Here is a 25,252-nt window from a genome sequence, read left to right on the forward strand (position 1 = left end):
ACGTGACCCGATGACCGACAACTGGCTGCTCGCCCGGCCCCAGGTCGACCTCGACGAGGTCCGCGCGCTCGCGCGGCGCGACTACGGCGTCGACGGCGAGCTCACCGAGCTGGGCAGTCAGCAGGACCGCAACTTCCTTGTGCGCGGCGCCGACGGAACGGGCATTCTCGTCAAGATCTTCCACCCGACGGTCGACGCGTTCGCCGTCGACCTGCACATCGCGGCTTCCGATCGCCTGCGCGCCGAGGGACTGCTCACGCCGGAGGTGCTGACGACGGCATCCGGCGCCCGCACGACGCAGATCGTCTGCGGCGACGGGGAGGTCTCTCGGGTGGCCGGCTTCCAGATCGTCGAGGGCGAGCCGCTGTCCGACATCACCGACGTCGACGGCGCCCAGGCCGAGGAGCTGGGCGAGCTGGTCGCCGAGGTCGCCGACGTTCTCGCCGGAATGGATGCCGAGGACACCGACCGCAACCTGCAGTGGGAGCTCGGCAACGCCCTCGCCGTCGTCGAGCAGCTCATCGACGACCTCCCCGACGACCGTCGCGAGCAGTGCCTGGGCGCCGCCCGTCGCGCCGCCGCCGAGCTCGACGCCGTCGCGGCCCACCTTCCGCGCCAGGTGATCCACGGCGACCTCACCGCCGACAACGTCATGCGCGACCGGCGCGGGCGGCACTGGGTGATCGACCTCGGCGATGTCGCGACGTCGTGGCGTGCCGCCGAGCTGGCGATGCTGCTCGCCGACCTCATGGGTCGCACCGACGACCTCGCGATCGTCGGCCGCGCCGTCACGGGCTTCGATCAGCGCGCGCGCCTCGCGGATGCCGAGATCGAGGCGCTCTGGCCGCTGGTCGTGCTCCGCGGCGCCGTGCTCGCCGTCAGCGGCTGGAGCCAGTTGCGCATCGACCCAGGCAACGATTACGCGCGCGAGCGGGTCGAGCACGAGTGGCAGGTCTTCGCGCGGACGGCCCGGGTGCCCTCCGCCGAGGTGACGGCGCAGCTGCGCCTGGCCACGGGCCGTCCGCACCGCGCGGGCCTCGCCTACCGTCCCGTCCTGGCACAGCTGGATGCCGCGGCCGTCGTGGACCTCGGCATCCGCAGCGCGCAGCTCGATCGCGGCCGCTGGACGGTTCCCGGGATCGAGCAGGAGCTCGTCCGCGACGCGCTCGCCGCCGCCCCCGTCGCGGTGCTGCGCTACGGCGAGAGCCGACTGAGCCGCGTGTCGACCGACACGACGCGGCCGGCTGCCACCCGTGCGCGGTGTGTCGAGCTGTGGACCCGTCCGGGTGCCGAGGTGGCCGCGCCGTTCGGCGGCATCCTGACCGTCGACACCGGCGCGGTCGAGGTGCGCGATGCCGGCGTCGTGCTGCGGATCGAGGGTCTGGTCGTCGAGACGGCGCCGGAGCGCACCGTGCACCCCGGCGCGCCGCTCGGTCGCGTCGCCGAGCTCGAACCGGGGCTCGGCCGCCTGCGCATCACCCGTCGTCTGCGTGAGGCCGCCGCCGACGCGGCATTCACGGATGCCGAGGGCGAAGCCGAGACCCCGGGCGCGGCAGACCCGTCGGCGATCCTGGGCACCGATCGCGTGGCCGATCCGGTGCGGGCGACGCGGCACGCCCGACGGGTGCGCGAGGAGGCGATCGGCGCCGCCGCCGAACGCTTCTACGCCGAGCCGCCGCAGATCGAGCGCGGCTGGGGCGCCCTCCTCATCGACACGCAGGGACGCGCCTACGTCGACCTCGTCAACAACGTGACCGCGATCGGACACGCTCATCCCGTCTTTGCCGACCGCATCGCCCGGCAACTGCACCTGCTGAACACCAACTCGCGCTTCCTCTACGACGCGTTCGCGGAGTTCACCGCGCGACTGCTCGCGCACAGCCCCGACCCGTCGCTCGACACCGTCATCCCCGTCAACAGCGGGTCGGAAGCGGTGGACCTCGCCCTCACGCTCGCCCGCGTCGCCACCGGCCGGCGCGACGTGATCGCCGTGCGCGAGAGCTATCACGGCTGGACGAGCGCCGCCGACGCGGTCAGCACCTCGGCGTTCGACAACCCGCACGCCGCCGACTCGCGTCCCGACTGGGTGCACCTCGTCGACGCGCCGAACGCCTATCGCGGCCGTCACCGCGGACCGGATGCCGGGGCCGCCTACGCGCGCGAGGTCGCCGACCTCGCGCGCTCCCTGGCCGACGAGGGCCGCCCCGCGGGCGCCTTCATCTGCGAGCCCGTGCTCGGCAACGCCGGCGGCGTCATCCCGCCGGCCGGGTATCTCACCGCCGTCGCCGACGCGGTGCGCGCGCACGGCGGCCTGGTGATCGCCGACGAGGTGCAGGTCGGCTACGGACGCCTGGGATCCTCGTTCTGGGGGAGCACGATGCAGGGGCTCGTGCCCGACATCGTCTCGGTGGCGAAGGCGGCGGGTAACGCCTACCCCCTCGGCGCCGTCCTCACGCGCCGCGAAATCGTCGATGCCCTCGCCCGCGAAGGAACGTTCTTCTCCTCGGCCGGCGGCACCCCCGTCAGCGCGGTCGCGGGCTCGGCGATCCTCGACATCATCGACGCGGAGAATCTGCCGCAGAACGCAGCGCGGGTCGGCGCCATCATCGCCGAGGGGGTGCGGGCGCTGATGCCTCGTCATCCGCTCATCGGCACCGTCCACGGGACGGGTCTGTATCTCGGTATCGAGCTGGTGCGTGACCGCGAGACGCTCGAGCCCGCGCGCGAAGAGGCGGCGCGCGTGTGCGATCTGCTGCTCGGACACGGGTTCATCGTGCAGGCGGCCTCGGAACGGCAGAACGTGCTGAAGGTGAAGCCGCCCCTCGTGCTCACCGAGGTCGATGCGCGGCGGTTCGTTTCGGCGCTCGACGCCGCGCTCAGCTCGCTGCGCCGCTGAGCGCCCCGCCCGCCGCGCCACCCCGCCCGCCGCGCCGCGCCGCCCGCCGCCTCGCCCCGCCCGCCGCCGAATCGGGGTCGCGTTCTGCGGCGTCGATGAAGCTGTAGCCGCGGATTGCGACACCGATTCGGCGCGAAACCGCAGATTGCGACACCGATTCCGGGGTTGGCGGGCTCGCGCCCCGGCATCCGTGGCGTGCCGGAGTCGATGGCGCTTCTCGTCCGCGCGTCACGGCGGCGCTCGTAGAGTGGAGGAGATGACTTCCTCGCCGCAGTCCCGTCGTTCCTGGTCGTTCCGCCCCCTCGCCCGTCGGGCCCCGGAGCACCTCGGCATCCCCGAAGCCGCCGTGCTGGCGCTCGCCGAGCGCCTCGCCGCGGAGGGTCTCGACCCGCACGCGCTGCTGGTCGCCCGCCACGGCGAGGTGGCCTTCGAGGCCGCGTGGGCCCCGTACCGGCTGGAGCGGCCGGCGCTCGTGTACTCGGCATCCAAGACGTACACGGCGCTGGCGATCGGCTTCCTCGCCGACGAGGGGCGGCTGGGGCTCGACGACTCGGCCGGCATCCACCTGGGCGAGGGCAACCCCTACGGCATCACGGTGCGTCATCTGCTCACGATGAACACGGGCCACTCGGCCGAGCAGATCGAGCGCATCGGCACCGATCCGCTCGTGCTCCTGCGGGAGAAGCCCGCGTTCGCTCCCGGCACACACTTCGCGTACAACTCCCCGGCCACGCACACGCTGTCCGCGATCGTCACCGCCCTCACCGGCGAGCCGCTCACCGCGTACCTGCGCCCGCGCCTGCTCGACCCGCTCGGCATCGGGGAGCGGTGGATGTCGCCGTACGGAGGCATCGAGCACGGTGCCTCGGGCTTCCACCTGACCGTGGACGATCTCGCCCGCACGGCCATCATGCTGAACGCCCGCGGCGTGGTCGACGGCGTGCAGGTCGCGCCGGCCTGGTATGTCGAGGAGATGTCGCGTCCCTGGTCGGATACCTCGGTGTTCGAGGGGCCGATCGCCGCCGACGGCGAGGTCAACGACTGGAGCCTCGGGTACGGCTACCAGGTGTGGCGCGGCCGTGAGGGGTTCCGGCTCGACGGCGCGTTCGGCCAGTTCGCGCTCGTGCTGCCCGACCACGACCTGGTCATCGCCTACCAGGGCGCCACCCTCGACACCCAGGCGACGCTGCGCGCGTTCTGGGCGTTCGTCGCGGCTGTCGAGGTCGCGGACGCGGCAGGCGGAGCGGATGCCGCGACCCCCGCCGCCACGGGCGCCGACACCGCACCGACCGTGCCGACGGCGCCGACCGCGGCCCTCGACGCGGCGCGCGACGGCTGGGCCGAGCGTGACCGACTCACGATCAGTCCCGACCCGTTCGACGTCGCGGGACTCGCCCTCGACGACGCGGCGGACGGATGGCGCCTCGCCCTGCCCGGCGTCGGCTCTCTGCCGGTCGGCCCGTTCTGGCACGAGATCACCGTCGAGGGCCCGGCCGTGGACGGTGCACCCGATGCCGCCCACCTGCGCCTCTCCACCCGCGGGGAGCGCCGCGACGACGGCAGCGTGCTCGTGCACGTGGTCGACACCACCTCTCCGCATCGCGCGATCGTGCGCCGTGACCCGTCCGGTGCGGTCCAGGCCGGCTGGCACCTGCCGCCGCTCGGCGGCGGGTGGGAGGCGCTGCGCGTCCCGGCATCCGTCCCCCGCATCGCGACCTCTGCGTCGGCCGTGCTGCTGGACATGGACGGCACCCTCGTCGACTCGCACGCCGTCGTCGAGAGGCTGTGGACCCAGTGGTCGCTCGATCACGGCGTCGATCCGGCACGGACCCTGTCGATCATCCATGGTCGGCAGGGCCAGGACTCGATGGCGCTCCTGCTGCCGGACCGCCCGCACGAGGTCAACCTCGCCGAGAACGCCGCGATGCTCGCCACCGAGACGGCGCAGACCGAGGGCGTCGTGGCGATCGCCGGCGCGGCCGACCTGCTCGCCGCGCTGGCTCACGAGGGCGTTCCGTACGCCCTGGTCACGTCGGCGACCACCGAGCTGGCCACTGCGCGCATGCGGGCCGCCGGCCTGCCGATGCCTCCCGTCGTGATCGCGGCGGCCGACGTGAGCCGCAGCAAGCCCGATCCCGAGGGCTTCCTCGCCGGCGCCGCGGCGCTCGGGGTGGATGCCGCGCGCTGCATCGTGGTCGAGGACTCCGCCAACGGCATCGCCGCCGGACGCGCCGCCGGCATGCGCGTGATCGGCGTCGGCCCCCACGCCGCCGAGGCGGGGCCGACGTGGACGGTCTCCGATGCCCGCGGCATCCACGTGTCACGGGACGCGGACGGCGGGGCTGTCGTCACGCTCGACTGACCGGGCGCCCTGCGCGAGAAACCGGATTCACCTCGAGAAACCACATCCGCCTTCAGAAACCACGGCGCCGACGATTTCTCGGGGCGAAAGTGGTTTCTCGACCGCGGGCCGCCGCCGTCAGTCGGTCTCGCCGTGCGGCGCGCGGTGCCCCTCGCTGAAGCTGAGGTTGCGGCCGAAGGCCTTGCCGATGGCCAGCGCGATGCCGACGATCACGAGGCCCACGACCAGTCCCGCGACGGCGGACACGGCCGTGTCGCCGATCCACACGATGACCGGGCCGAGGGGCTCGAGTGCGTGCTCGACGGCGTGCAGCAGCTCGACCGGGGCGTGCCAGCCGACCTCGCCGAGGTTCGCGAGCACGAGATGGCCGCCCACCCACAGCATCGCCACGGTGCCGACGATTGAGATGACGCGGAAGACGGCGGGCATCGACCGCACGATGCGCGTGCCGGTGTGACGCACGCGCGCCGCACTGCTCTTGGCCATCTTCAGGCCGATGTCATCGATCTTCACGAGCAGGGCGACGGCGCCGTACACGAGCGCGGTCATCGAGAGCGCGATGACCGCGAGCACGGCCAGGCGCAGCCAGAAGTCGAGATCGGGATCGACGTTCGACAGGCCGATCAGCATGATCTCGGTCGACAGGATCAGGTCGGTGCGGATCGCGCCCATGACCAGTCGCTTCTCGTCGCGCCCGCCCTCGTCGTCGTGGCCGCCGTGGTGGAAGCCGAACCACTCGAGCACCTTCTCGGCGCCCTCGAAGCAGAGGTATCCGCCGCCGACGATGAGCAGCCACGGCAGCACCCCGGGCGCGAAGGCGGTGAGCAGCATCGCGATCGGGATGATGATCAGGAACTTGTTCGCGAGCGACCCGAGGGCGATGCGGCCCACGACCGGAAGCTCCCGTGCGGGAGAGAGCCCCTGCACGTACTGCGGGGTGACGGCGGCATCGTCGATCACGACGCCTGCGGACTTCGCCGACGCCTTCAGCGCCGCGCTGAGGATGTCATCGACGACGGCGAGCAGACCTACGGACATGCCAGCAACAGTACCGGGCGCGTCGCACCCGACCGACGGATGCCGAGGCTTGCGCTCCTCGAATCGATTCGATAGCCTGGAGTCCGGCGCTCCCGTGAGGAGCGCCTTTCGCCGTTTCCGCCCCCGTCTCGAACCCGGTCGTATGTCACGTTCTCTCACCACCGGTAGCCCCTGGCGCGTCATCCTCGCCTTCGCGGTGCCCCTGCTCATCGGCAACGTCGTGCAGCAGCTGTATCAGTTCGTCGACGCGATCGTCGTCGGGCGCCATCTCGGCGTCGATGCACTCGCCGCCGTCGGCGCGACCGGCAGCCTGCTGTTTCTGCTGCTCGGGTTCGCCTGGGGTCTGACGAGCGGATTCGCGATCCCCACGGCGCAAGCCTTCGGCGCCCGCGACGTCACGGCGGTGCGCCGCTCGGTGGCGGCGGGAACGATCCTCACCGCGATCACGACGATCGTGCTGACCGTGGGCGCGCCGCTGCTGGCCGGACCCGCCCTGCACCTGCTGCAGACGCCGCCCGAGCTCATGGACGAGGCGACAGTGTTCGCCCAGGTCAGCTTCGTCGGCGCCGGCGCCATCATGGGCTTCAACTACCTCTCCGCGATCATCCGGGCGATCGGCGACTCGCGCACGCCGTTGGTGTTCCTCACGATCGCGTGTGGACTCAACGTGGTGCTCGTCATCCTCATGGTCGGTCCGTTCGGTCTGGGTGTGGCCGGCGCGGCGCTCGCGACCGTCGTCTCGCAGGCCCTCTCGGTGATCCTCTGCCTCGTGTACGTGCGCCGTCGGCTGCCCGTGCTCCACGTGCAGCGCGCCGACTGGCGCATCACGCGAGCCGATCTCGTCGAGCACCTGCGACTCGGCCTGCCCATGGGGTTCCAGGCGTCGATCATCGCGATCGGCACCCTGACGGTGCAGGTCGCGCTGAACACCCTGGGCGCCGACGCGGTCGCCGCGTACACGACCGCGTCGCGCGTGGACGGCCTCGCCGTCGCCCTCCTGCAGTCGCTGGGGCTCGCGGCATCCATGTACGCCGCCCAGAACCTGGGGGCGCGCCGCCCCGATCGCATCCGTCGCGGCGTCGGACAGGCGATCTGGATGGCGCTGATCGCCGCGGTCGTGCTCGGCGCGCTGCTCATCACGTTCGGAGCCCCGCTCGTGCGCCTGTTCGTCGGCGACGGCAGCGACACCGTCGTGCAGATGGCCGCGCTCATGCTGCTCATCAACGGCGCCAGCTACACGGCGCTGGGCGTGTTGTTCATTCTCCGCGGCACGCTGCAGGGTCTCGGCAGCACCGTCATCCCGACGGTGACCGGGCTCGTCGAGCTGGCGATGCGCGTGGGAGCGGCGGTCGTGCTCGGCCACATCTTCGGGTTCGTCGGCGTCGTGTGGAGCAACCCGCTCGCCTGGGTCGGCGCCAGCGTCATCCTCATCCCCGCGTACCTGCGCGCTCACCGGGCGCTCGAGCGGATGCCGGTCGACCCCGCAGAACCGACGTTCACCACCCCGATCGCCGTCATCGGGCCGACGGACGGGTCGATGGTGGTGGATGCCGTGCTCACCCAGCCCATCCCGCTTCCGCAGCAGCCGGTCGCCGACCTCGTTGCGGGCCGCGTGCGACGGTGGAAGGGTGGGACGCGAGCGAAGCGGAGGACGCGATGAAAGCTGTTCTGGGTGATGTGACGGTGGCGGAGGCCGACCGCGACGACCTGATCTCCATCGAAGGCAACTGGTACTTCCCGCCGTCGAGCGTGAACTGGGGCCTCCTGCAGGAGAGCCCCACGCCCTACACCTGCCCGTGGAAGGGCGAGTGCCAGTACTACTCCGTGCGCTCCGGTGACGAGCTGCTGGCCGACCGTGCCTGGTCGTACCCCGATCCCTACGAGAGCGGCATCGCCCGCGTCGGCAAGGACTTCTCGGGCTACGTCGCGTTCTGGAAGGAAGTCCGCGTCGAGGACTGACTCGCGGCGGCGACCACACCCGCCGAATCGACGGCAGGATAGAAGCCGTGACCGCGCCGCTTCAGAACCTCACGCAGATGCCCGACCCGCAGTACCTCATGGTCGGGGACGGCTACCGCATCGCGACGTACTCGTGGGGTGACGAGGACGCGCCGACTGTCGTCGTCGTGCATGGGTTTGCATCGAGCACGAAGGACAACTGGGTCGCGACGGGCTGGGTGCGCGATCTCACCGCTGCCGGATATCGGGTGCTCGCGCTCGACCAGCGCGGCCACGGAGCCAGCGACAAGCCGCACGAGCCCCGCGCGTACGATATCCGCCAGCTCGCCGGGGACGTCGAGACGATGCTCGACACCTACCTCGTCGACGAGGCGTTCTACGTCGGGTACTCCCTCGGCGCCCGCGTGGGCTGGGAGGTCGTGCAGGACATCGCCCCCCGCATTCCGCGGGCCGTTCTCGGCGGGGTTCCCGACGGTATCCCGCTCGCGCGCCTCGACCTCGATCAGGTGCGCGCACTCATCGCCGACGGCACCCCCGTGACCGACCGGGTCACGCAGAACTACATCGCGCTCGCCGAGCGCGTGCCGGGCAACGACCTGCGGGCGCTCCTCGCCATCGCCGAGGGCATGCGGTCGTCGAAGACCGTCGATCCCGACCCCGCGCATGCCCCGCAGCAGCCGGTGATGTTCGCGACGGGATCGCTCGACGGCATCATCGAAGGTTCGAAGGCGCTCGCCGCCGCCTGCCCCCAGGGCCGCTTCGTCGAGATCCCCGACCGCCACCACTTCAACGCGCCGGGTTCGCGGGTGTTCCGCAGCGCCGCCCTCGAGTTCCTCGGTTCGTAACCCCCACCCCTTCGCTCGGCATCCGCCCCGGGGAGGGGGAGGGGGGTCAGGCCTTCGCGATGGCGTCTTCGAGGGCGACCCAGGCGAGCATCGCGCACTTCACGCGCGCCGAGAACTTCGATACGCCCGACAGGGCCGCGGCGTCGCCGTAGACCTCCTCGTCGAGCTCGATCGTGCCGCGCGAGCGCAACGCCTCACGGAACCCCTCGATCAGCTGCAGGGCCTCGGCCCGGCTGAGCCCCTCCTCGGCGACGAGGTCGGCGAGCATGGATGCCGAGGCCTGCGAGATCGAGCAGCCCCGGCCCTCCCACTGCACGTCGGCGATCGTCTCCCCGTCGACGCGGGCGCGCAGCGTGATCTCGTCGCCGCACACGGGGTTCTTCTGGTGCGAGGTGCCGATCGTGCCGACCTTTGCGGGCGCGTCGCCCTCGTCGGTGAGACCGAAGTGCTGCGGATGCTTGGAGTGATCGAGGATCAGCTCACGGTAGAGGGCGTCGAGATCACTCATGTCAGACTCCGAAGTAGGGGCGGATGCCGGCGACGGCCTCGATGAGACGGTCGACGTCGTCGGTGGTGTTGTACAGGGCGGTGCTCGCGCGAACGCTCGCCGTGACGCCGTAGCGCGTGTGCAGGGGCGCGGCGCAGTGGTGGCCGACGCGGACGGCGATACCCCGCGCGTCGAGGAATTGGCCCGCGTCATGGGCGTGCACGCCGTCGACGTCGAACGACCACAGCCCCACGCGCCCGACGCCGGCGGCGTCGCCGAGCAGACGGATGCCGGGGATCTCGACGAGCCCCGCGCGCATCCGATCGGCCAGCATGCCCTCGTGGGCATGGATGCGATCCAGCCCGACGGCGTCGAGATAGCGCACAGCCGCCGCCAGGCCGATCGCGGGGCCGACGGGCTGGGTGCCCGCCTCGAAGCGCTGCGGCGGCGGCAGGTACTCGGCGCGGTCGAGCGTCACGGTGGTGATCATCGACCCGCCCGTGAGGAACGGCGGCAGCGACTCGAGCACCGGCGTGCGCCCATAGAGACCGCCGACCCCGTACGGGCCGAGCATCTTGTGACCGCTGAACACCGCCAGATCGACGCCGAGAGCGGGCAGGTCGAGCGGGATATGCGGCGCGGACTGGCAGGCGTCCATCACGGTGATCGCGCCCACGCCCTGCGCGAGGGCGACGAGCTCGGCGACCGGGTTCACGATGCCGAGAACGTTCGAGACATGCGTGAAGGCGACGACGCGGGTCCGCTCGGTGATGAGGGATGCCGCGGCATCCATGTCGAGCGTGCCGTCGTCGTGCGCCGGGATGTGTCGCAGCACGGCGCCGGTGCGGGCCGCGAGCTCCTGCCACGGGATGAGGTTGGCATGGTGCTCGATCGCCGTCGTGACGATCTCGTCACCCGGTCCCACGAGGCGCGCATTCCCGATGGAGTATGCGACGAGATTGAGGCCCATCGTGGCGCCGCTCGTCCAGACGAGCTGCTCGGGCTGCGCACCGACGAACCCGGCGACGGTGGCTCGCGCGTCTTCGAACAGCTCCGTCGCCTCGGCGGCCAGCGTGTGCGCGCCGCGGTGCACGGCGGCGTTCGCGTGCGTCAGGAAGTCGCGCTCCGCATCGAGCACGGCCAGCGGCTTCTGACTGGTGGCGGCGGAGTCGAGATAGGCGAGGGGATGGCCGTTGACCTGCTCGCCGAGGATCGGGAAGTCGGCCTTGATCGCGGAGGCGTCGAGGGCCGCTACGGGCGCGGCGGAAGCGGGGGACGCGGTCGCGGAAGTCACCCCTCTAGGCTACGCCCCGGCATCCGACGCGGCTCCGGTGCGACGGATGCCGCGACGATGTCAGGACTCGTCGTCGGTGTGCGCGACCAATCCGTAGCTCGGCAGGCGCCCGGCGCGACGGTCATCGCCCGGCAGCGGACGCGAACGCCGACCGTAGATCAGCTCCGACGAGTCGAGCATCCAGGGCACGAGGGTGATCTGCACGCCGTGCACGAGCATGAGCTGCTGGGCGATGCGGCGTGCGCGCCGGTTGTGCAGGAACGTCTCCCACCAGTGACCGACGATGTACTGCGGCATGTAGACCGTGATGACCGCGGGGCCGTGCTTCTTGCGGTACTCGGCGATGAACTGGGCGAGAGGTGCCGCGTACTGCCGGTAGGGCGACTCGATCACGACCAGCGGGATCGGCATGTGGTGGAACTGCCAGTCGTCCTGCACGTCGCGCGCCTCGTCCGCCGTGACGGCGACGTGCACGGCCAGCGTCTTCTCGTGCTTGGCGGACAGGGCGTAGTCGACGGCCTTCGCCGTCGGCTTCTGCAGGGTGCCGACGAGGATGAGTGCGACATCGCCGGTCGAGCCGTAGTGCACGTCGTCGTCCATCGCGATCTCGTGCGCGACGTCGCGGTAGTAGCGGTGGACGCCGACCATGAGGAACGACAGCAGCGGGATCGCGATGAACACGAGGTAGGCGCCGTGGGTGAACTTCGTGATCGTCACGATCACGAGCACCACGATCGTGAAGGTCGCCCCGAGCGCGTTGATGAACAGACCGGAGATCGCCTCACGCCGCGCCTTCGCCGCCTTCGGAGACAGCAGTCGCAGCTCGCGTCGCCAGTGCTTGACCATGCCGAGCTGGCCGAGGGAGAACGAGACGAACACGCCGATGATGTACAGCTGGATCAGCGTCGTCAGCTTCGCCTGGAAGATCACGAGCACGAGCACCGCGGCAAGGCCCAGGATGATCATGCCGTTCGAGTACACGAGCCGGTCGCCGCGCGTGTTCAGCGCCTTCGGCGCGTAGCCGTCGCGGGCGAGGACCGACCCGAGCAGCGGGAACCCGTTGAAGGCCGTGTTGGCCGCCAGCAGCAGGACGGCGGCGGTCGCCGCCTGCACGAGGAAGAAGAGGATGCTGCCGCCACCGAAGGTGGCCGCGGCGACCTGGGCCATGAGGCTCGGCTGCACGAGGGCCTCGCAGTTGAAGCCGACGAGTCGGCACGGGTCCTCGGAGTAGTGGACGCCTGCGACGAGGGCGAGCACCGTGAGACCGGCGAACATCGTGATGGCGATCGAACCCATCAGCACGAGCGTCGTCTGCGCGTTGCGGACCTTCGGCTGGCGGAACGCCGGAACGCCGTTGGAGACCGCCTCCACACCGGTCAGGGCGGAACAGCCGCTCGAGAAGGCGCGGAGGATCAGCAGGATCATCGCCGCCTGGCTGAGATCCTCGGCCTGTACCGCGAACTGGGCGCTCTCGGCGATCGGCGCGTCTCCCAGCATCCAGCGCACGAGCCCGGTGCCGATCATGAGCATGACCGAGCCGATGAACAGATAGGTCGGGATCGCGAAGGCCGTCGATGCTTCGCGCACACCGCGGAGGTTCACGAGGATGATCAGGATCACGAAGCCCACCGCGAGCTCCACGCGGAACGGGTCGAGGTTCGGCAGTGCCGAGATGATGTTGTCGACACCCGAGGCGACCGACACGGCCACCGTCAGGATGTAGTCGACCAGCAGCGCCGCCGCCACCACGACGCCGGCCTTCTCGCCCAGGTTCGTGCGGGCGACCTAGTAGTCGCCACCGCCCGACGGGTAGGCCTTGATCAGCTGGCGGTAGCTCAGCACCACCACGATCAGCAGGGCGACGACCGCCGTCGCGACCCATGGGCTGAGCGCGAGGAAGGCCGTCCCGCCGATCAGCAGGATCATCAGCAGCTCCTGCGGCGCATAGGCCACCGAGGAGAGGGCGTCGGAGGCGAAGATCGGCAGCGCCATCTTCTTGGGGAGCAGCTGACCTTCGAGCTCTTCGCTCGTGAGGGGCTCGCCGATGAGGATGCGCTTGGCGATCGGCGTCTCTTCGCCGGGGCCGCGACTGTCGTCTGTCACGGCGGGCGACATTACGCGGTCGCGTGTCGCCGCGCAATCCCGGCGAGCGTGAGAATGACGCCGCGAGACTGTCAGGATCGACCCATGGGGAATGAGCTCTACTCCGGCGTCGTCGCGCTGGCCATCGGATTCGTGGTCGGCATCGTGCTGTTCGTACCGTTCGTGGCGATCAGCTATCGTCGCCGCGGCCGGCTCACCGTCGGCCGATTTCTGTTGTGGGCCGCCGCCCTCGTCTACTTCTGGGCCATCTGGACGTACACGCTGCTTCCCCTCCCCGACGCCGAGAATTACGTCTGTGCGGGCGTGAACCTGAACATCTCGGCCTTCGTCGACGACCTCCGCGGCGCCCGCAGCCTCACCGATTTCGCCGTGCTGCAACTGGCGCTGAACGTGCTGCTGTTCTTGCCGCTCGGCTTCTTCCTCCGGGTGCTGGGCGGTCGCGGCATCCTCGTCGCGTTCGTGACGGGTCTGCTGGTCTCGCTCACGATCGAGAGCACCCAGCTCACCGGGGTGTGGGGACTGTATCCGTGCCCGTACCGGGTGTTCGACGTCGATGACATGCTCACCAATACCGTCGGTGCCGTGCTCGGCTCGCTCGTCGCGCTGATCGTCCCCCGACGGTGGTGGGTGCGTCGATCGACGGATGCCGGGAGCCGCCCGCACCCGGTCACCCGGGGACGCCGCCTGCTCGCGATGTTCTGCGATCTGCTCGGCGTCGTGCTCGTCGGCTACGGCACGGCCGTCGCCGTGCAGGTGTTCCTCGAGTACATCGTCCGCGACCACGCCGCGGTCCTGGACGGTGCCGCCGGCCGATTCGCCCTGACGGTGACGCCGATCGCGATCTGGGCCGTCGTCGTGCTCGTCACCGGCCGCACGCCCGGTGACCTGGCCGTCGAACTGCGCTACCGCGGCGGGCCGCTGCCGGCCCCGGTGGCACGGCCGCTGCGGTTCGTCGCCGGCATCGGCGGCTATCTGCTGCTGGGGCTCGTGCCGGCGCCCGGGACCTTCGTGCAGTTCGTGTTCGCCGCGGCATCCGTCGTGCTCGTGTTCACGACGCGCGACGGCCGGGGACTGCCGGGGCTGCTGAGCGGCCAGCGGCTCGTCGACGCGCGGGAGCCGGCTGCCGCGGTGGATGACGGCGGGACGGTGTTCACAACTCCGGAGAAGTCGTCCCGAAACGGGTGAACGGCCGGGCGCCGGCTGTTGGCGGCGTCGAATCTCCGGAGTTGTGAACCGAGCGGAAGGGCGCCCGTCTGATCCGCGGCTGCGTGTTACTGCGGAGCGTAGAAGTACAGGATCGTCCCGACCGGGCCGTCGGCACCGTCGGTGTCGGCGAACACGCTGTACGAGGGCGTGCCGTTCTTGAACGAGGAACGCTGGGGGTCGAAGGCGAAGCGGATGCTGCCCGAGGCGCGGGGTGTCTCACTCGCGGGCGCCGGTGTGAGGGCGCGCACCTCGGCCGCGCTCATTCCGATCTTCAGGCCGAACTCCGCCGTGATCGGCACTCCGCCCACCTCGTTCGCGGTGAACAGCGCGTACGCCGGCTGCGAGAAGTCCGCTCGCGTGAGCGTCGCGGTCGGGACCATCTCGAACAACGAGAATCCGTTCCACGTGTACACGGTGTAATCCGGCAGTGTCGATCCGTTGCCCGCCTGCGTGCGCTGCGTCGGCGGCGCCCCGAAGGCCGCGGTCAGGGCCGCGACGGCGGCGGCGGGTTCGTCGGCCCATCGGTAGGTGAAGGGCTGGCCGGCGGCGCCGGTCGTGAGCGTGAAGCCGGTCGCCGAGAACGCCACGCCCGTGGCCGCGGCGGTCGTGGTGGGACTCGGCGTCGAGGAGGGAGTGGATGCCGGGGCCGACGCATCGTCCGTCGCCACCGCCGTCGCCGACGTGGCCGGTTGCGCCGAATCGGACGGGCGGGTCAGCGCGAAGCCGACCACGGCGACGACGGCCACCGCCAGCACGCCGGCGACGATGCCGAGGATCAGCGTCGTGCGAGAGCCGCCCCCGCCTCCCGGGGTGCGGGGTTCGCGAGGTTCGCGCGGCGGCTTCGGATCACGCGGTTCGCGCGGAGGCCTCGGCTCGCGCGCCGGCCGCGGCTCGCGAGCCGCACGCGGCTCGCGGGCCGGACGCTCCGGCTCGTCGGGCTGTGGGCCGAACAGATCCTCGAGGCTCATCGGAGGAACTCCCGTGCCGCGACGACGAGCGCATCCACACCGCGCTCGATCGTGGGGTGCAGGATCGGGGCGAAGAAGGGCGAGTGGTTGGTGGGGATGTCCTCGTTCACGGTGCCGCGCGCGACGGCATCCGCGAACTGCTGCGGGTCGAGCCCGCCCCAGAACCAGTACACGAGCGGCACGCCCGCCTCGCGGGCGAACCACGAGACATCTTCGCTTCCGGTGAACTGCCCGGGTCGACGACCGTCCCCTCGCCGAAGGCGCGGTTCCACGCGGCGGTCAGGCGCGCGGTGGCCTCGTGGTCGTTGATCGTCGGCGGCAGGGAGTGGTCGGTCGTGATGACCGGCTGCTCTTCCGCTCCGGATGCCGCGGCCTCCGCCCGCACGATGCGTTCGACGCGCGCGAGCACGTCGGCGCGGGCCGCGTCGTCGGGGTAGCGCAGGCTCAGCTCGAGCTTCGCCTCGGCGGGGATGATGTTGTTCTTGAGTCCCGCGTGGATCGAGCCGACGGTGACGACGGCCATCTCCCGCGGGTCGATCTCGCGCGAGACGACGGTCTGCAGGCGCATCACGGTCGCCGCCGCCATGACGACGGGGTCGATGGTGGCGTGCGGTCGCGAACCGTGGCCGCCGCGGCCGAGAAGGCGCACGGTGAGGCCGTCCGAGGCCGCCATCTGCGTTCCGGGGCGCACACCGATCGTGCCCGCCGGGAGCGGGGTCAGGTGCTGGCCGAGCACGATGTCGGGCTTCGGGAAACGGTCGAGCACGCCGTCGGCGATCATCGCCTGCGCGCCCGCACCGTACTCCTCGGCGGGCTGGAAGACGGCGACGACCGTCCCCGACCACTCGTCGCGGGTGGCGACGAGGCGCTCCAGCGCGCCGAGCAGTGCGGTCACGTGCATGTCGTGGCCGCAGGCGTGCATGACCGGCACGTCGGTGCCCGCCGGGTCGATGCCGTGGGCGGTGCTGGCGTAGGCGAGGCCGGTCTGCTCGGCGACCGGAAGGCCGTCCATGTCGGCGCGCAGCCACACGACGGGTCCGTCGCCGGCGGCGGTGCCAGTGATGCTCGTGGCGACGCCCGTGGTGCCGAGGCCTTCGACGTACTCGAGACCGAGAGCGGCGAGCTCGCGGGTGATGACCCCCGCCGTGCGGGTCTCCTGGAACGACAGTTCCGGGTGGCGGTGCAGGTCGATGTAGAGGGCTTCGAGGTCGATGCTCATGCCTTCGAGAGTACGCGGCGGTCACTCGGCCGTCGCCGAGAGCGCGCGCTGCGGCCGTTCACGCCGCGTCGCCGGGACTGATCCCGCCGCGTCGCGGCTCTCCGCGTCTCCGCGTCGCGGCATCTCTCCGTTCCGTACTCAGTCTGGCCGGTCCCGGCATCCGGTGTGGTCCGCGTGTTTCCGCGGCACGGGCGCCGAGGTCCCGAAGCGCAGACTGAATACGGAACAGGGGAGGGCGGGCGGCGCGAACCGGTGGTCAGTGCGGCGGCGCGGTGGAGCCGCGGACCACGAGCTCGAACGGCAGGGATGCCGAGGCAGCCGCCGGCTCGTCGACGCCCAACTCCGCGAGGATCGTCTGTCCGGCGCGCTCGCCCTGTGCGTGCGGGAACTGCTCGATCGTCGTCAGCTCGAATAGTTCCGCCAGCTCGTGCCCGTCGACGCCGATGACCGACAGCCGGCCGGGAACCTCGATGCCGAGTTCGCGCGCCGCCGCCAGCACGCCGAACGCCATCTCGTCGGATGCGGCGAAGATCGCGGTGGGCGCGTCGGGGCCGGAGAGCAGTTCACGCGATACGCGGCGCGCCCCCTCGACGGTGAAGTCGGCCGTGACGAAGCGGGGCTCGGCGACACCGGCATCCCGCATCGCCTGCGCGAATCCGCGGCGCCGGCGCGTGGGGATGTCGAGGGTCTCGCCCGCATCGTCCGGCAGACTCCAGCCGAGGTGCACGATGTCGCGGTGGCCGAGTTCCAGCAGGTGCTGCGTGGCGAGTCGGCCCACGGCCGTGTCGTCGACGCGCAGCCCCCGCAGCTCGGCATGCGGAACGCCGAGCGCCACGACGGGAACGGGCAGCTCGTTCAGCTGGCGCAGCTCGTCGGCGCTCAGCTCGACCGACAGCACGATGAGGCCGTCGACGCGCCGGCGGCGCAGCGACGTCTCGAACAGGCTCCGCCGCTGCGCCGGATCGTCGGTCAGGTTGTACAGCGTCATGTCGTAGCCGCGCGGCGCGAGCTGCGCGGCGATGCCGTCGAGCACGGTGGCGAAGAACCACCGGTCCAGCAGCGGCACGATCACGCCGATGTTCTCGGCGCGGCCCGAGGCGAGGGTGGATGCCGCGGCCGAGACGACGTAGCCGAGATCGGCGGCCGCGGCGCGCACGCGCTCGCGCGTCGCCTCGGAGAGGCGTCCCCGTCCGCTGAGGGCGCGCGACACCGTCGCCGTCGAGACGCCGGCGGCGCGCGCGACCTCCTCGATGCCGGTCACGTCAGTCCGCGACCATCCATACCGCGACGTCGACGGGCAGCTCCGTGCCGTCGAACGGTGCACTCGCCACCAGCACGGTGCCCGAGGGCAGCGTCACCGGCGTCGAGCCCGCGTTGGCGAGCACGGTGACGCGACCGGAACGGAACGCGATCACGTCGTCGCCGTAGCCGTCGAGCCACTCCAGCGTCGCCGCTCCGAGGCCCTCGGCGCGGCGGGTCGCCAGCAGCGTGCGGTACAGCCACAGCGTCGAGTCGGGGTCGGACTCCTGCGCGTCGCGGGCGAGCGTGGCCCATTCGGCCGGCTGCGGCAGCCACGACTGGCCCGTCGGGCTGAAGCCGTAGGCGGCGGCATCCGCGGTCCACGGGATCGGCACCCGGCACCCGTCGCGGCCGTAGCGCTCGCCGTCGGTACGGAACCAGGTCGGATCCTGCCGAGACGCGGGCGGCAGCGCGATGACCTCGGGAAGGCCGAGCTCCTCGCCCTGGTAGAGATATGCGGAGCCGGGAAGGGCGAGCATCACGGTCGTCGCGGCGCGGGCGCGGCGCAGGCCCACCTCGGGAATCGGCTGGCCGGGCGAGTCGGGACCGATGCCGTGGCCCTGCGGGTTCTCGGCGGTCAGCGCGAGCCGCGACGCGTGGCGCACGACGTCGTGGTTCGACAGCACCCAGGTGGCCGGGGCGCCGACCGCAGGGAACGCGCGCAGCGACTCGGAGATGACCTCGCGGATGGCCGCGGCATCCCACTCGGTCATGAGGTACGGGAAGTTGAACGCCTGGTGCATCTCGTCGGAGCGCACCCACTCGGCGGTGCGGTCGACGGTGGGCAGCCACGCCTCGGCGCAGAGCGCACGGTCGCCGTCGTATGCGGCGAGCACGCGGTGCCAGTCGCGGTAGATCTCGTGCACACCCTCCTGACCCCAGTACGGCACGTCGTCGTCGGAGCCGCCCATGCTGTCGGCATCCACCGCGGGAAGGTGGTCGGGCAGACCGTCGGTCTTGACGAGGCCGTGCGCGACATCGACGCGGAAGCCGTCGACGCCGCGGTCGAGCCAGAACCGCAGGATGCCGCGGAACTCCTCCTGCACCTCGGGGTTCGACCAATCGAAGTCGGGCTGGCTCGTGTCGAACAGGTGCAGGTACCACTGCCCCGGCGTGCCGTCGGCCTCGGTGACGCGGGTCCACGCCGGGCCGCCGAAGACCGACTCCCAGTTGTTCGGCGGCAGCTCGCCGTTCTCACCCTTGCCGTCGCGGAAGAGGTAGCGGGCGCGCGCGGCACTGCCGGGGGCTGCGGCCAGCGCCTCCTGGAACCAGACGTGCCGGTCGGAACTGTGATTGGGCACGAGGTCGACGATCACGCGGATGCCGCGATCGTGCGCGCCGGCGAGCATCTCGTCGAAGTCGGCGAGCGTGCCGAACAGGGGGTCGACGTCGCAGTAGTCGGCGACGTCATACCCGGCATCCTTCTGCGGAGAGCGGTAGAAGGGGCTCAGCCACACGGCGTCCACGCCCAGGGCGCGCAGGTCGTCGAGATGCGCCGTCACGCCGGAGAGGTCACCGATGCCGTCGCCGGAGGCGTCGGCGAAGGAGCGCGGGTAGATCTGGTAGATCACCGCGGTGCGCCACCATTCGGCGCCGGGGCGGCTCTCGCCGATGTCGGGGAGGGAGAAGGTCAACTGCGACGTCATGGCATCAGCGTAGCGCAAGCGCTTGCGCACCCGGCGGCGGTTCCCGCGCGACGGGTCGCGTCCGGCGGCGACTAGCCTTGACCGGTGACTTCCGAGGCCCTCGCCCACGCCGAATCGCTCATCGCCGGCATCCCCGACTTCCCGCAGCCGGGCGTGCTGTTCCGCGACATCTCGCCGCTGCTCGCCGACGCGCAGGCCCTCCGCACCGTCGTGGATGCCGTGATCGAGCCCTTCGCGGGGCAGTTCGACGTCGTCGCGGGCATCGAGGCGCGCGGGTTCATGCTGGCCGGCGCGGTCGCGATCGCGGCGGGTGTGGGGATGGCGCCGATCCGCAAGGCGGGCAAGCTGCCGCGGCCCGCGGCATCCGTCTCCTATGCCCTCGAGTACGGCACGGCCGAGATCGAGATGAGCGACGACCTCGCGGCGGGTACGCGCGTGCTGCTGGTCGACGACATCCTCGCCACGGGCGGCACCCTGCGTGCCGGCCACCACCTGCTCGACGAGCTCGGCCTGCAGCTGGCGGGGACGGCGGTGCTGATGGAGCTCGTCGACCTCCACGGGCGCGCGGTGTGCGGGCCCGTCCACTCCGTCTTCCGGGTCTAGGTCAGTACTCCTCGGTCCGGTCGGCGACCGACGAGCGCATCCGCAACGGCAGCGGGACCAGGCGCGCCGTCGGGGGAGGAGATGTGCCGTCTGCCGCGGCGCCGCGCTCGATGAGGTCGATGAGTTCGTCCGCGGCGGCGCGGCCGAGAGCGCGCTGCGGAAAGGCGAAGGTCGTGAGGCCCGGCCGCAGCCAGCGGGCGAAGGACGTGTCGTCGAAGGAGAGCACCGAGACGTCCTCGGGCACGCGCACGCCGCGCTCCTGGAGCGCCTGGTAGGCGCCCATCGCCAGGCGGTCGTTGAAGCACAGGAGTGCATCGACATCGGTCCCGCTGTCGAGCACGTCCGACACGAGGCGGAAGCCCTCCGGCGGCAGCCACTGCACCGTGGGACGTGCCGACACGATCTGCCGCCCTGCCTCGGCGAAGACCGAGAGGGCGCCGCTCAGGCGCTGGGCGGCGGCGAGGCCGAACGGGTGCGCGTTCGCCGGGTCGTCGCCGACGCCGATGAGATGGATGCGCCGATGCCCGGTGTCCACGAGCAGGCGCGCGGCGGCGGCGCCGGCCGCGACCTCGTCCGGAAGCACCCGCACGTAGTCGGCGTCGTCGGTCGGCTCGATGTTGAGCAGCACCGTCGGCATCCGGGCTGCGGCCGCGGGTACCGCGCGGGCGTGGGTCATCATCGTGGCCAGCACCACCCCGTCGACCTGGCGATCGAACATCGCGTCGAGCAGGTCGCGCTCCAGATGCGCGTTACCGCCGGTCTCGCCGACGAACACCATGTAGCCGCGCGCACGGGCCGCCTCGATCGAGCCGCGGATCATCTCTCCGGCCAGCTGAGAGGAGGCCACCGAGTCGGAGACGAACCCCAAGGTGCGCGTCGTCCCGGTGCGCAGTCCGGCGGAGAGGGCATTGGGGCGGTAGCCGAGGCGGCGGGCCGCGTCGCGCACGCGCTCCTGCGCCGTCGCCGAGATCCGCAGCTCGTCGGCGCGCCCCGCGAGCACGAGCGAGGCGGTGGATGCCGCCACTCCGGCCTCCTGGGCCACTTGTGACAGGGTCACGCGTGTGCGCGCCATCGGATCCCCCTTCCGGCCGGCCTGGCCCTCGTCGATGAGGGGGTTGCGCCGACCGATATCTGCTAGTACGTTTTAGCACGCGAGCTGAATCGGTATAGCAGCAAGTATCCTCCTCGCACCGAGAAAACTGCATGGAAAGGCAGACAACGATGTCGAACACCACGCGCATGCGCGGCTTCGCGGCCGTCGCCACCGCCGCAATCGCCGGCCTGGCCCTCACCGCCTGTGCCCCTCCCGGAGCCGACACCTCCAGCACCCAGGCGCCGACCGGTGCCGTCACCCTCAGCTGCGGTACTGACCCGGTCACGCTCAGCGCCTACGTCGAGACCGGCTTCCCGCTGTTCAAGGAGCTGACGACGGAGTTCACGAAGCAGTTCCCGAACGTCACCTTCAACACCCGCGAAGACCAGTTCGCCGTCATCACGCAGAACGCGCCCCGCGTGCTCGTCGACTCCCCGCCCGACATCATGCGCCTGCCCACGATCGTCGACCTGGTGAACGACAAGCTGCTGTACAACCTCGACGCGTACGCGACCGGCTACGGCTGGGACACCTGGCCGTCGTCGCAGCTCGAGCAGCTGCGCGTCAACGACAAGGGTCAGCGTGGTGACGGATCGCTCTACGCGATGGGCGTGAACTACTCGGTCACCGGAGTCTTCTACAACAAGAAGCTCGCCGCCCAGATCGGCATGACCGCGGCGCCCAAGACGCTCGACGAGTTCGACGGCTACCTGAAGAAAGCCAAGGATGCCGGCCTCACGCCCATCGCGCAGTTCAACGGCGGCGCGACCGGCGGACTCGCCTTCCCGCTGCAGGCGCTGATGGCCAGCTACGGCAAGCCCGGCGCGATCAACAACTGGATCTTCCTCAAGGACGGCGCGACGATCGACACCCCCGAGAACGTCAAGGCCGCGGAGCACCTGGACTCCTGGATCAAGGCGGGCTACTTCGCCGATGACGCGAACTCGATGGACTACTCGCAGATGATCAGCCGGTTCACCAGCGGGCAGAGCCTGTTCATCTTCGATGGCGACTGGGAGTCGGGCAACTTCGACACCCAGATGCCCGGCGACGTGGGCTTCTTCCTCGCTCCGCCGCTGCAGGCCGGCGGCCAGAACGGCGCCATGTCGGCACCGCTGACCTACGGTGTCTCGGCGAAGGCGGCGCACCCCGACTGCGCGGCGTTCTTCTTCAACTGGGTCGCCACCAACGAGACGGCCCGCACGATCGCCGTCGAGAAGGGCGGCTCGCACCCCATGGGACCGGCTGATGCCTTCATGCCCGCCGTCAAGGACGGTACGGTGACGGCGGAGACGCTCGCCGCCGGCGCCCAGCTGTCGCAGAACAACGGGTCGATGGACTTCATCGCCAACGCCACCGGCTCGATCTACGCGAAGAGCCTCACGCCCAACCTGCAGGAGCTGTTCGCGGGCAAGCAGACCCCGGCCGGCCTGCTGACCCAGGTGCAGACCGACTACCTGAGCAGCAAGAAGGGCTGATCCATGAGCACGTCCACGCGGCCCGGGGCGACCCGGGCCGCGCGGGACCGTGTGACGGCTCCCTCCCGCGAGAAGCGCCCGCGACGCGCGCGCTTCTCGCGGGAGGGGCTCGTCGGTCTCGCGCTCGTCGCCCCCGCGCTGGCCTTCTACGCGCTGTTCGTCCTCGTGCCGCTCGGCTCGACGGTGCAGTACTCCTTCTACAACTGGAACGGCGTCACCACGGCGACCTGGGCCGGCATCGACAACTATGTGCGCATCTTCACCGACGCGCAGCTGCTCGGGCCCATCGTCAACGCGCTGACGCTCATCCTCTACTTCTCGATCATCCCCGTGACGGTCGGACTCATCGCGGCCGCCCTGATCCGCAAGCTCGGCGGCAGCCGCCTGGCCTCGGTCTCCCGCACCGTCCTCTTCCTCCCGCAGGTCATCCCGCTCGTGGCGGCCGGCATCATGTGGACGTGGCTGCTCGCCGCCGACGGCGCGATCAACCAGTTCCTCCGTGCGATCGGGCTCGGATCCATCACCCGCGCGTGGCTGGGCGACTTCGACACGGCGCTTCCCGCCGTGGGCGTCATCGGCGCGTGGGTCTCGCTCGGCCTCTGCATGCTGCTGCTGCTGGCCGGCATGACCAAGATCGACCCGGCCCTGTACGAGGCCGCGCGCATCGACGGCGCCGGGGCCATCCGTGAGTTCTTCACGGTCACGCTGCCCGCGATCCGCCAGGAGCTGGGCGTCGCGGTGCTCATCACCGTCATCGGGGCGCTTCGCAGCTTCGACATCATCTTCATCTCCACGCAGGGTGGCCCGGGCCGCAGCACGATGGTGCCCGGACTGGAGATCTACTACCTCGCCTTCTTCGAGCGCCAGGTCGGGCAGGCATCCGCCCTCGCGGTCGTGCTCACCCTCCTCGTGCTCGCCGTCGTGCTGCCGCTCAACAAGCTCACCCGCGGAAAGGACGAGAGCTGATGAAGACCTCCGCCGTCGAGGTGTGGTCCGGCCGCCTCCTGCTCGTCGTCGTCATGGCGCTGACGATCATCCCGTTCATCTCGCTCTTCGTGACCGCCCTGCACGCCCCCGGCACCTACCCGTCCGGGCTGTCGTGGCCGGACGAGCCCCACTGGGACAACTTCATCCGGGCCTTCCAGTCGGCCGACATGCTGAAGATGCTGGGCTCCAGCATCCTGATCGAACTGGCCGTGGTACCGGTGAGCCTCTTCATCGCGACCCTCGCGGGCTTCGCGCTCGGTCACCTCAAGGTTCCGTTCTCGCGCACCCTGTTCGTCGTCTTCGTGCTGGGACTGACCCTGCCCATCGAGGGCATCATCGTGCCGATCTACTACCAGATCCGCAGCTACGGCCTGCTCAACACCCAGTGGGCGATCGTCCTCCCGCTGATCGGTCTGTTCATGCCGTTCGCCGTCATGTGGATGCGCGCGCACTTCGTCAACATGCCCCACGAGCTGACCGAGGCCGCGCGCACCGACGGTGCCACCACCTGGCAGCTGTTCTGGCGCATCCACGTGCCCCTGTCGGGTCCGGCGATCTCCTCGCTCGCGATCCTGCTCTTCCTGTGGACCTGGAACCAGTTCCTGCTCGCGATCGTCCTCGTCGACGACCCCACCAAGCGCACGATGGCCGGTGCTCTCGGCGCCTTCCAGGGGCAGTGGGGAACCGACATCCCGCTGCTGTGCGCGGGCTCGATCCTCATCCTGCTGCCCACGCTGATCGTGTTCCTGGTGTTCCAGCGACAGTTCGTCGCGGCGCTGCTCCAGGGCGCGGTGAAGGGATGACCCCCGCCGCCAGGCCGCCGCTCGACCCGGGCGTCGCGCGCGCGTTCGACGAACTCGACGACATCGTCGTGTCCATCACCGCCGACGACGTCCCCCGTCTGCGGCAGAACGCGGCGGCCGCGACGGAGGCCGAGCTGACCGCCCACGGTGCCTTCGCCCGCACGGTGCACACGGTCGGTGTCGGCCCGTCGGCCGTCCCGGTCGTCGTCAGCGTGCCGGTCGAGGCGCACCGGCCCGTGCCGGTGCTGCTGCACCTGCACGGCGGTGGACTCGTCTCCGGCGACGCCGACTCCGAGATGCCCGCCCTCATCGCACTGGCCGAGCGCGTGGGCTGCGCCGTCGTGTCGGTGGAGTACCGCCTGGCCCCCGAGCACCCGTACCCCGCGGCGCTCGAGGATGCGATGCAGGCGCTGCTCTGGGCGAGCGGACCCGAGGCCCCCGCCGCCCTCGATCGCGAGCGCATCGTGGTGACCGGGGTCAGCGCCGGAGCCGGTCTGGCCGCCGCCCTTGCGCTCTACTCCCGCGACCACGGCGGGCCGCGCCCCATCGGCCTGCTGCTGCAGGCGCCGATGCTCGACCACCGTTCCAGCTCCCCCTCGGCGCGGCAGATGGCCGGTCATGGATCCTGGGACCGCGCCGCGAACGAGGTGGCGTGGGCCGCCTACCTCGGCGACGACGATCGCGACGGCCCCGTCTCGCCGTACGCCTCCGCCGCACTCGCAGCCGATCTGAGCGGTCTGCCTCCCGTGTTCATCGACGTCGGCTCGGCGGAGACGTTCCGCGACGAGTGCGTCGCCTTCGCCGACGCCATCTGGCGCGCCGGTGGAGATGCGGAGCTGCACGTGTGGCCCGGCGGAACCCACGCCTTCGATCTGATGGCCCCGTGGCTGCCGATCTCCCGCGACGCCCGCCGCACCCGCCGGGCGTGGCTGCGCCGTATCCTCCGCCGAGCGTGACCGCGCGGCA

The 25,252-nt window shown here is 71.1% G+C and carries 18 protein-coding genes and 2 pseudogenes; 11 read left to right on the top strand and 9 right to left on the bottom strand.

All coding sequences use genetic code 11. From position 1 onward, the window contains the following. Window positions 1-10 precede the first annotated feature (10 nt). On the top strand, window positions 11-2,896 hold the full coding sequence (locus tag HMPREF1529_RS04900; RefSeq protein ID WP_016463938.1) for an aminotransferase class III-fold pyridoxal phosphate-dependent enzyme: 2,886 nt from the start codon (window positions 11-13) through the stop codon (window positions 2,894-2,896). A gap of 256 nt (window positions 2,897-3,152) precedes the next feature. Then, window positions 3,153-5,258: an HAD-IA family hydrolase gene (locus HMPREF1529_RS15580; RefSeq protein ID WP_016463939.1), complete on the top strand. Its 2,106-nt coding sequence runs from the start codon at window positions 3,153-3,155 to the stop codon at window positions 5,256-5,258. Between the two features lie 117 nt (window positions 5,259-5,375). Here HMPREF1529_RS15580 and HMPREF1529_RS04910 read toward each other — a convergent pair whose 3' ends face one another. Further along, window positions 5,376-6,296, bottom strand: coding sequence for a DUF808 domain-containing protein (locus tag HMPREF1529_RS04910; RefSeq protein ID WP_016463940.1), 921 nt, complete (start codon window positions 6,294-6,296; stop codon window positions 5,376-5,378). Between the two features lie 142 nt (window positions 6,297-6,438). Here HMPREF1529_RS04910 and HMPREF1529_RS04915 point away from each other — a divergent pair, with 142 nt between their 5' ends. From HMPREF1529_RS04915 to HMPREF1529_RS04925, 3 genes are read left to right on the top strand one after another with little or no spacing between them, the layout of a single operon-like run. Next, window positions 6,439-7,956, top strand: a complete 1,518-nt coding sequence (locus tag HMPREF1529_RS04915) for an MATE family efflux transporter (RefSeq protein WP_016463941.1) — start codon at window positions 6,439-6,441, stop codon at window positions 7,954-7,956. Next, complete coding sequence (locus HMPREF1529_RS04920; protein ID WP_016463942.1) at window positions 7,953-8,255, top strand: DUF427 domain-containing protein; 303 nt, start codon at window positions 7,953-7,955, stop codon at window positions 8,253-8,255. The genes HMPREF1529_RS04915 and HMPREF1529_RS04920 overlap by 4 nt, the downstream gene beginning before the upstream one ends. Window positions 8,256-8,302: 47 nt before the next feature. Then, window positions 8,303-9,100 carry an alpha/beta fold hydrolase gene (locus HMPREF1529_RS04925; RefSeq protein ID WP_005051613.1) on the top strand — a complete coding sequence of 266 codons (798 nt, stop codon included), beginning with the start codon at window positions 8,303-8,305 and terminating at the stop codon, window positions 9,098-9,100. A gap of 46 nt (window positions 9,101-9,146) precedes the next feature. Here the strand turns inward: HMPREF1529_RS04925 and sufU are convergent, their stop codons facing one another. From sufU to HMPREF1529_RS04940, 3 genes and pseudogenes are all read right to left on the bottom strand, one after another. After that, entirely contained in the window at window positions 9,147-9,608 is a 462-nt protein-coding gene (sufU, locus tag HMPREF1529_RS04930) for a Fe-S cluster assembly sulfur transfer protein SufU (RefSeq protein WP_005051616.1), read from the bottom strand. A gap of 1 nt (window position 9,609) precedes the next feature. After that, on the bottom strand, window positions 9,610-10,881 hold the full coding sequence (locus HMPREF1529_RS04935) for a SufS family cysteine desulfurase (protein ID WP_016463943.1): 1,272 nt from the start codon (window positions 10,879-10,881) through the stop codon (window positions 9,610-9,612). Between the two features lie 60 nt (window positions 10,882-10,941). Beyond that, a pseudogene (locus HMPREF1529_RS04940) lies at window positions 10,942-12,996 on the bottom strand (APC family permease). 72 nt (window positions 12,997-13,068) lie between these two features. Between HMPREF1529_RS04940 and HMPREF1529_RS04945 the strand changes: the two are divergent. After that, the gene (locus tag HMPREF1529_RS04945) at window positions 13,069-14,169 is read left to right on the top strand and encodes a VanZ family protein (protein ID WP_016463946.1); all 1,101 of its coding nucleotides are present in this window, start codon (window positions 13,069-13,071) and stop codon (window positions 14,167-14,169) included. A gap of 86 nt (window positions 14,170-14,255) precedes the next feature. Here HMPREF1529_RS04945 and HMPREF1529_RS04950 read toward each other — a convergent pair whose 3' ends face one another. From HMPREF1529_RS04950 to HMPREF1529_RS04965, 4 genes and pseudogenes are all read right to left on the bottom strand, one after another. Beyond that, on the bottom strand, window positions 14,256-15,158 hold the full coding sequence (locus tag HMPREF1529_RS04950) for a hypothetical protein (protein ID WP_016463947.1): 903 nt from the start codon (window positions 15,156-15,158) through the stop codon (window positions 14,256-14,258). Beyond that, window positions 15,155-16,377 (bottom strand): annotated as a pseudogene (locus HMPREF1529_RS04955) (amidohydrolase). The gene HMPREF1529_RS04950 and the pseudogene HMPREF1529_RS04955 overlap by 4 nt, the downstream one beginning before the upstream one ends. A 256-nt stretch (window positions 16,378-16,633) precedes the next feature. After that, a complete protein-coding gene (locus tag HMPREF1529_RS04960) occupies window positions 16,634-17,638 on the bottom strand; it encodes a LacI family DNA-binding transcriptional regulator (RefSeq protein WP_016463949.1) in 1,005 nt (334 codons plus the stop codon). A 1-nt stretch (window position 17,639) separates the two neighbouring features. After that, on the bottom strand, window positions 17,640-19,322 hold the full coding sequence (locus tag HMPREF1529_RS04965; protein ID WP_036282744.1) for a glycoside hydrolase family 13 protein: 1,683 nt from the start codon (window positions 19,320-19,322) through the stop codon (window positions 17,640-17,642). Between the two features lie 84 nt (window positions 19,323-19,406). Here HMPREF1529_RS04965 and HMPREF1529_RS04970 point away from each other — a divergent pair, with 84 nt between their 5' ends. After that, window positions 19,407-19,925 carry an adenine phosphoribosyltransferase gene (locus tag HMPREF1529_RS04970; protein WP_016463951.1) on the top strand — a complete coding sequence of 173 codons (519 nt, stop codon included), beginning with the start codon at window positions 19,407-19,409 and terminating at the stop codon, window positions 19,923-19,925. A 1-nt stretch (window position 19,926) separates the two neighbouring features. On the opposite strand, the gene HMPREF1529_RS04975 is transcribed toward HMPREF1529_RS04970, so the two are convergent. Continuing rightward, window positions 19,927-20,997 (bottom strand): LacI family DNA-binding transcriptional regulator, encoded by a 1,071-nt coding sequence (locus tag HMPREF1529_RS04975; RefSeq protein ID WP_016463952.1) that lies wholly within the window; start codon window positions 20,995-20,997, stop codon window positions 19,927-19,929. Between the two features lie 149 nt (window positions 20,998-21,146). Here HMPREF1529_RS04975 and HMPREF1529_RS04980 point away from each other — a divergent pair, with 149 nt between their 5' ends. From HMPREF1529_RS04980 to HMPREF1529_RS04995, 4 genes are read left to right on the top strand one after another with little or no spacing between them, the layout of a single operon-like run. After that, window positions 21,147-22,496: an ABC transporter substrate-binding protein gene (locus HMPREF1529_RS04980; protein ID WP_016463953.1), complete on the top strand. Its 1,350-nt coding sequence runs from the start codon at window positions 21,147-21,149 to the stop codon at window positions 22,494-22,496. 3 nt (window positions 22,497-22,499) lie between these two features. Further along, complete coding sequence (locus HMPREF1529_RS04985; protein ID WP_016463954.1) at window positions 22,500-23,462, top strand: carbohydrate ABC transporter permease; 963 nt, start codon at window positions 22,500-22,502, stop codon at window positions 23,460-23,462. Continuing rightward, window positions 23,462-24,286 carry a carbohydrate ABC transporter permease gene (locus HMPREF1529_RS04990; protein ID WP_016463955.1) on the top strand — a complete coding sequence of 275 codons (825 nt, stop codon included), beginning with the start codon at window positions 23,462-23,464 and terminating at the stop codon, window positions 24,284-24,286. Before HMPREF1529_RS04985 ends, HMPREF1529_RS04990 begins: the two co-directional genes overlap by 1 nt. Beyond that, window positions 24,283-25,242 (top strand): alpha/beta hydrolase, encoded by a 960-nt coding sequence (locus HMPREF1529_RS04995; RefSeq protein ID WP_016463956.1) that lies wholly within the window; start codon window positions 24,283-24,285, stop codon window positions 25,240-25,242. The genes HMPREF1529_RS04990 and HMPREF1529_RS04995 overlap by 4 nt, the downstream gene beginning before the upstream one ends. Window positions 25,243-25,252: the final 10 nt, after the last annotated feature.

The sequence above is a fragment of the Microbacterium sp. oral taxon 186 str. F0373 genome, assembly GCF_000411455.1.
Lineage (GTDB): Bacteria > Actinomycetota > Actinomycetes > Actinomycetales > Microbacteriaceae > Microbacterium.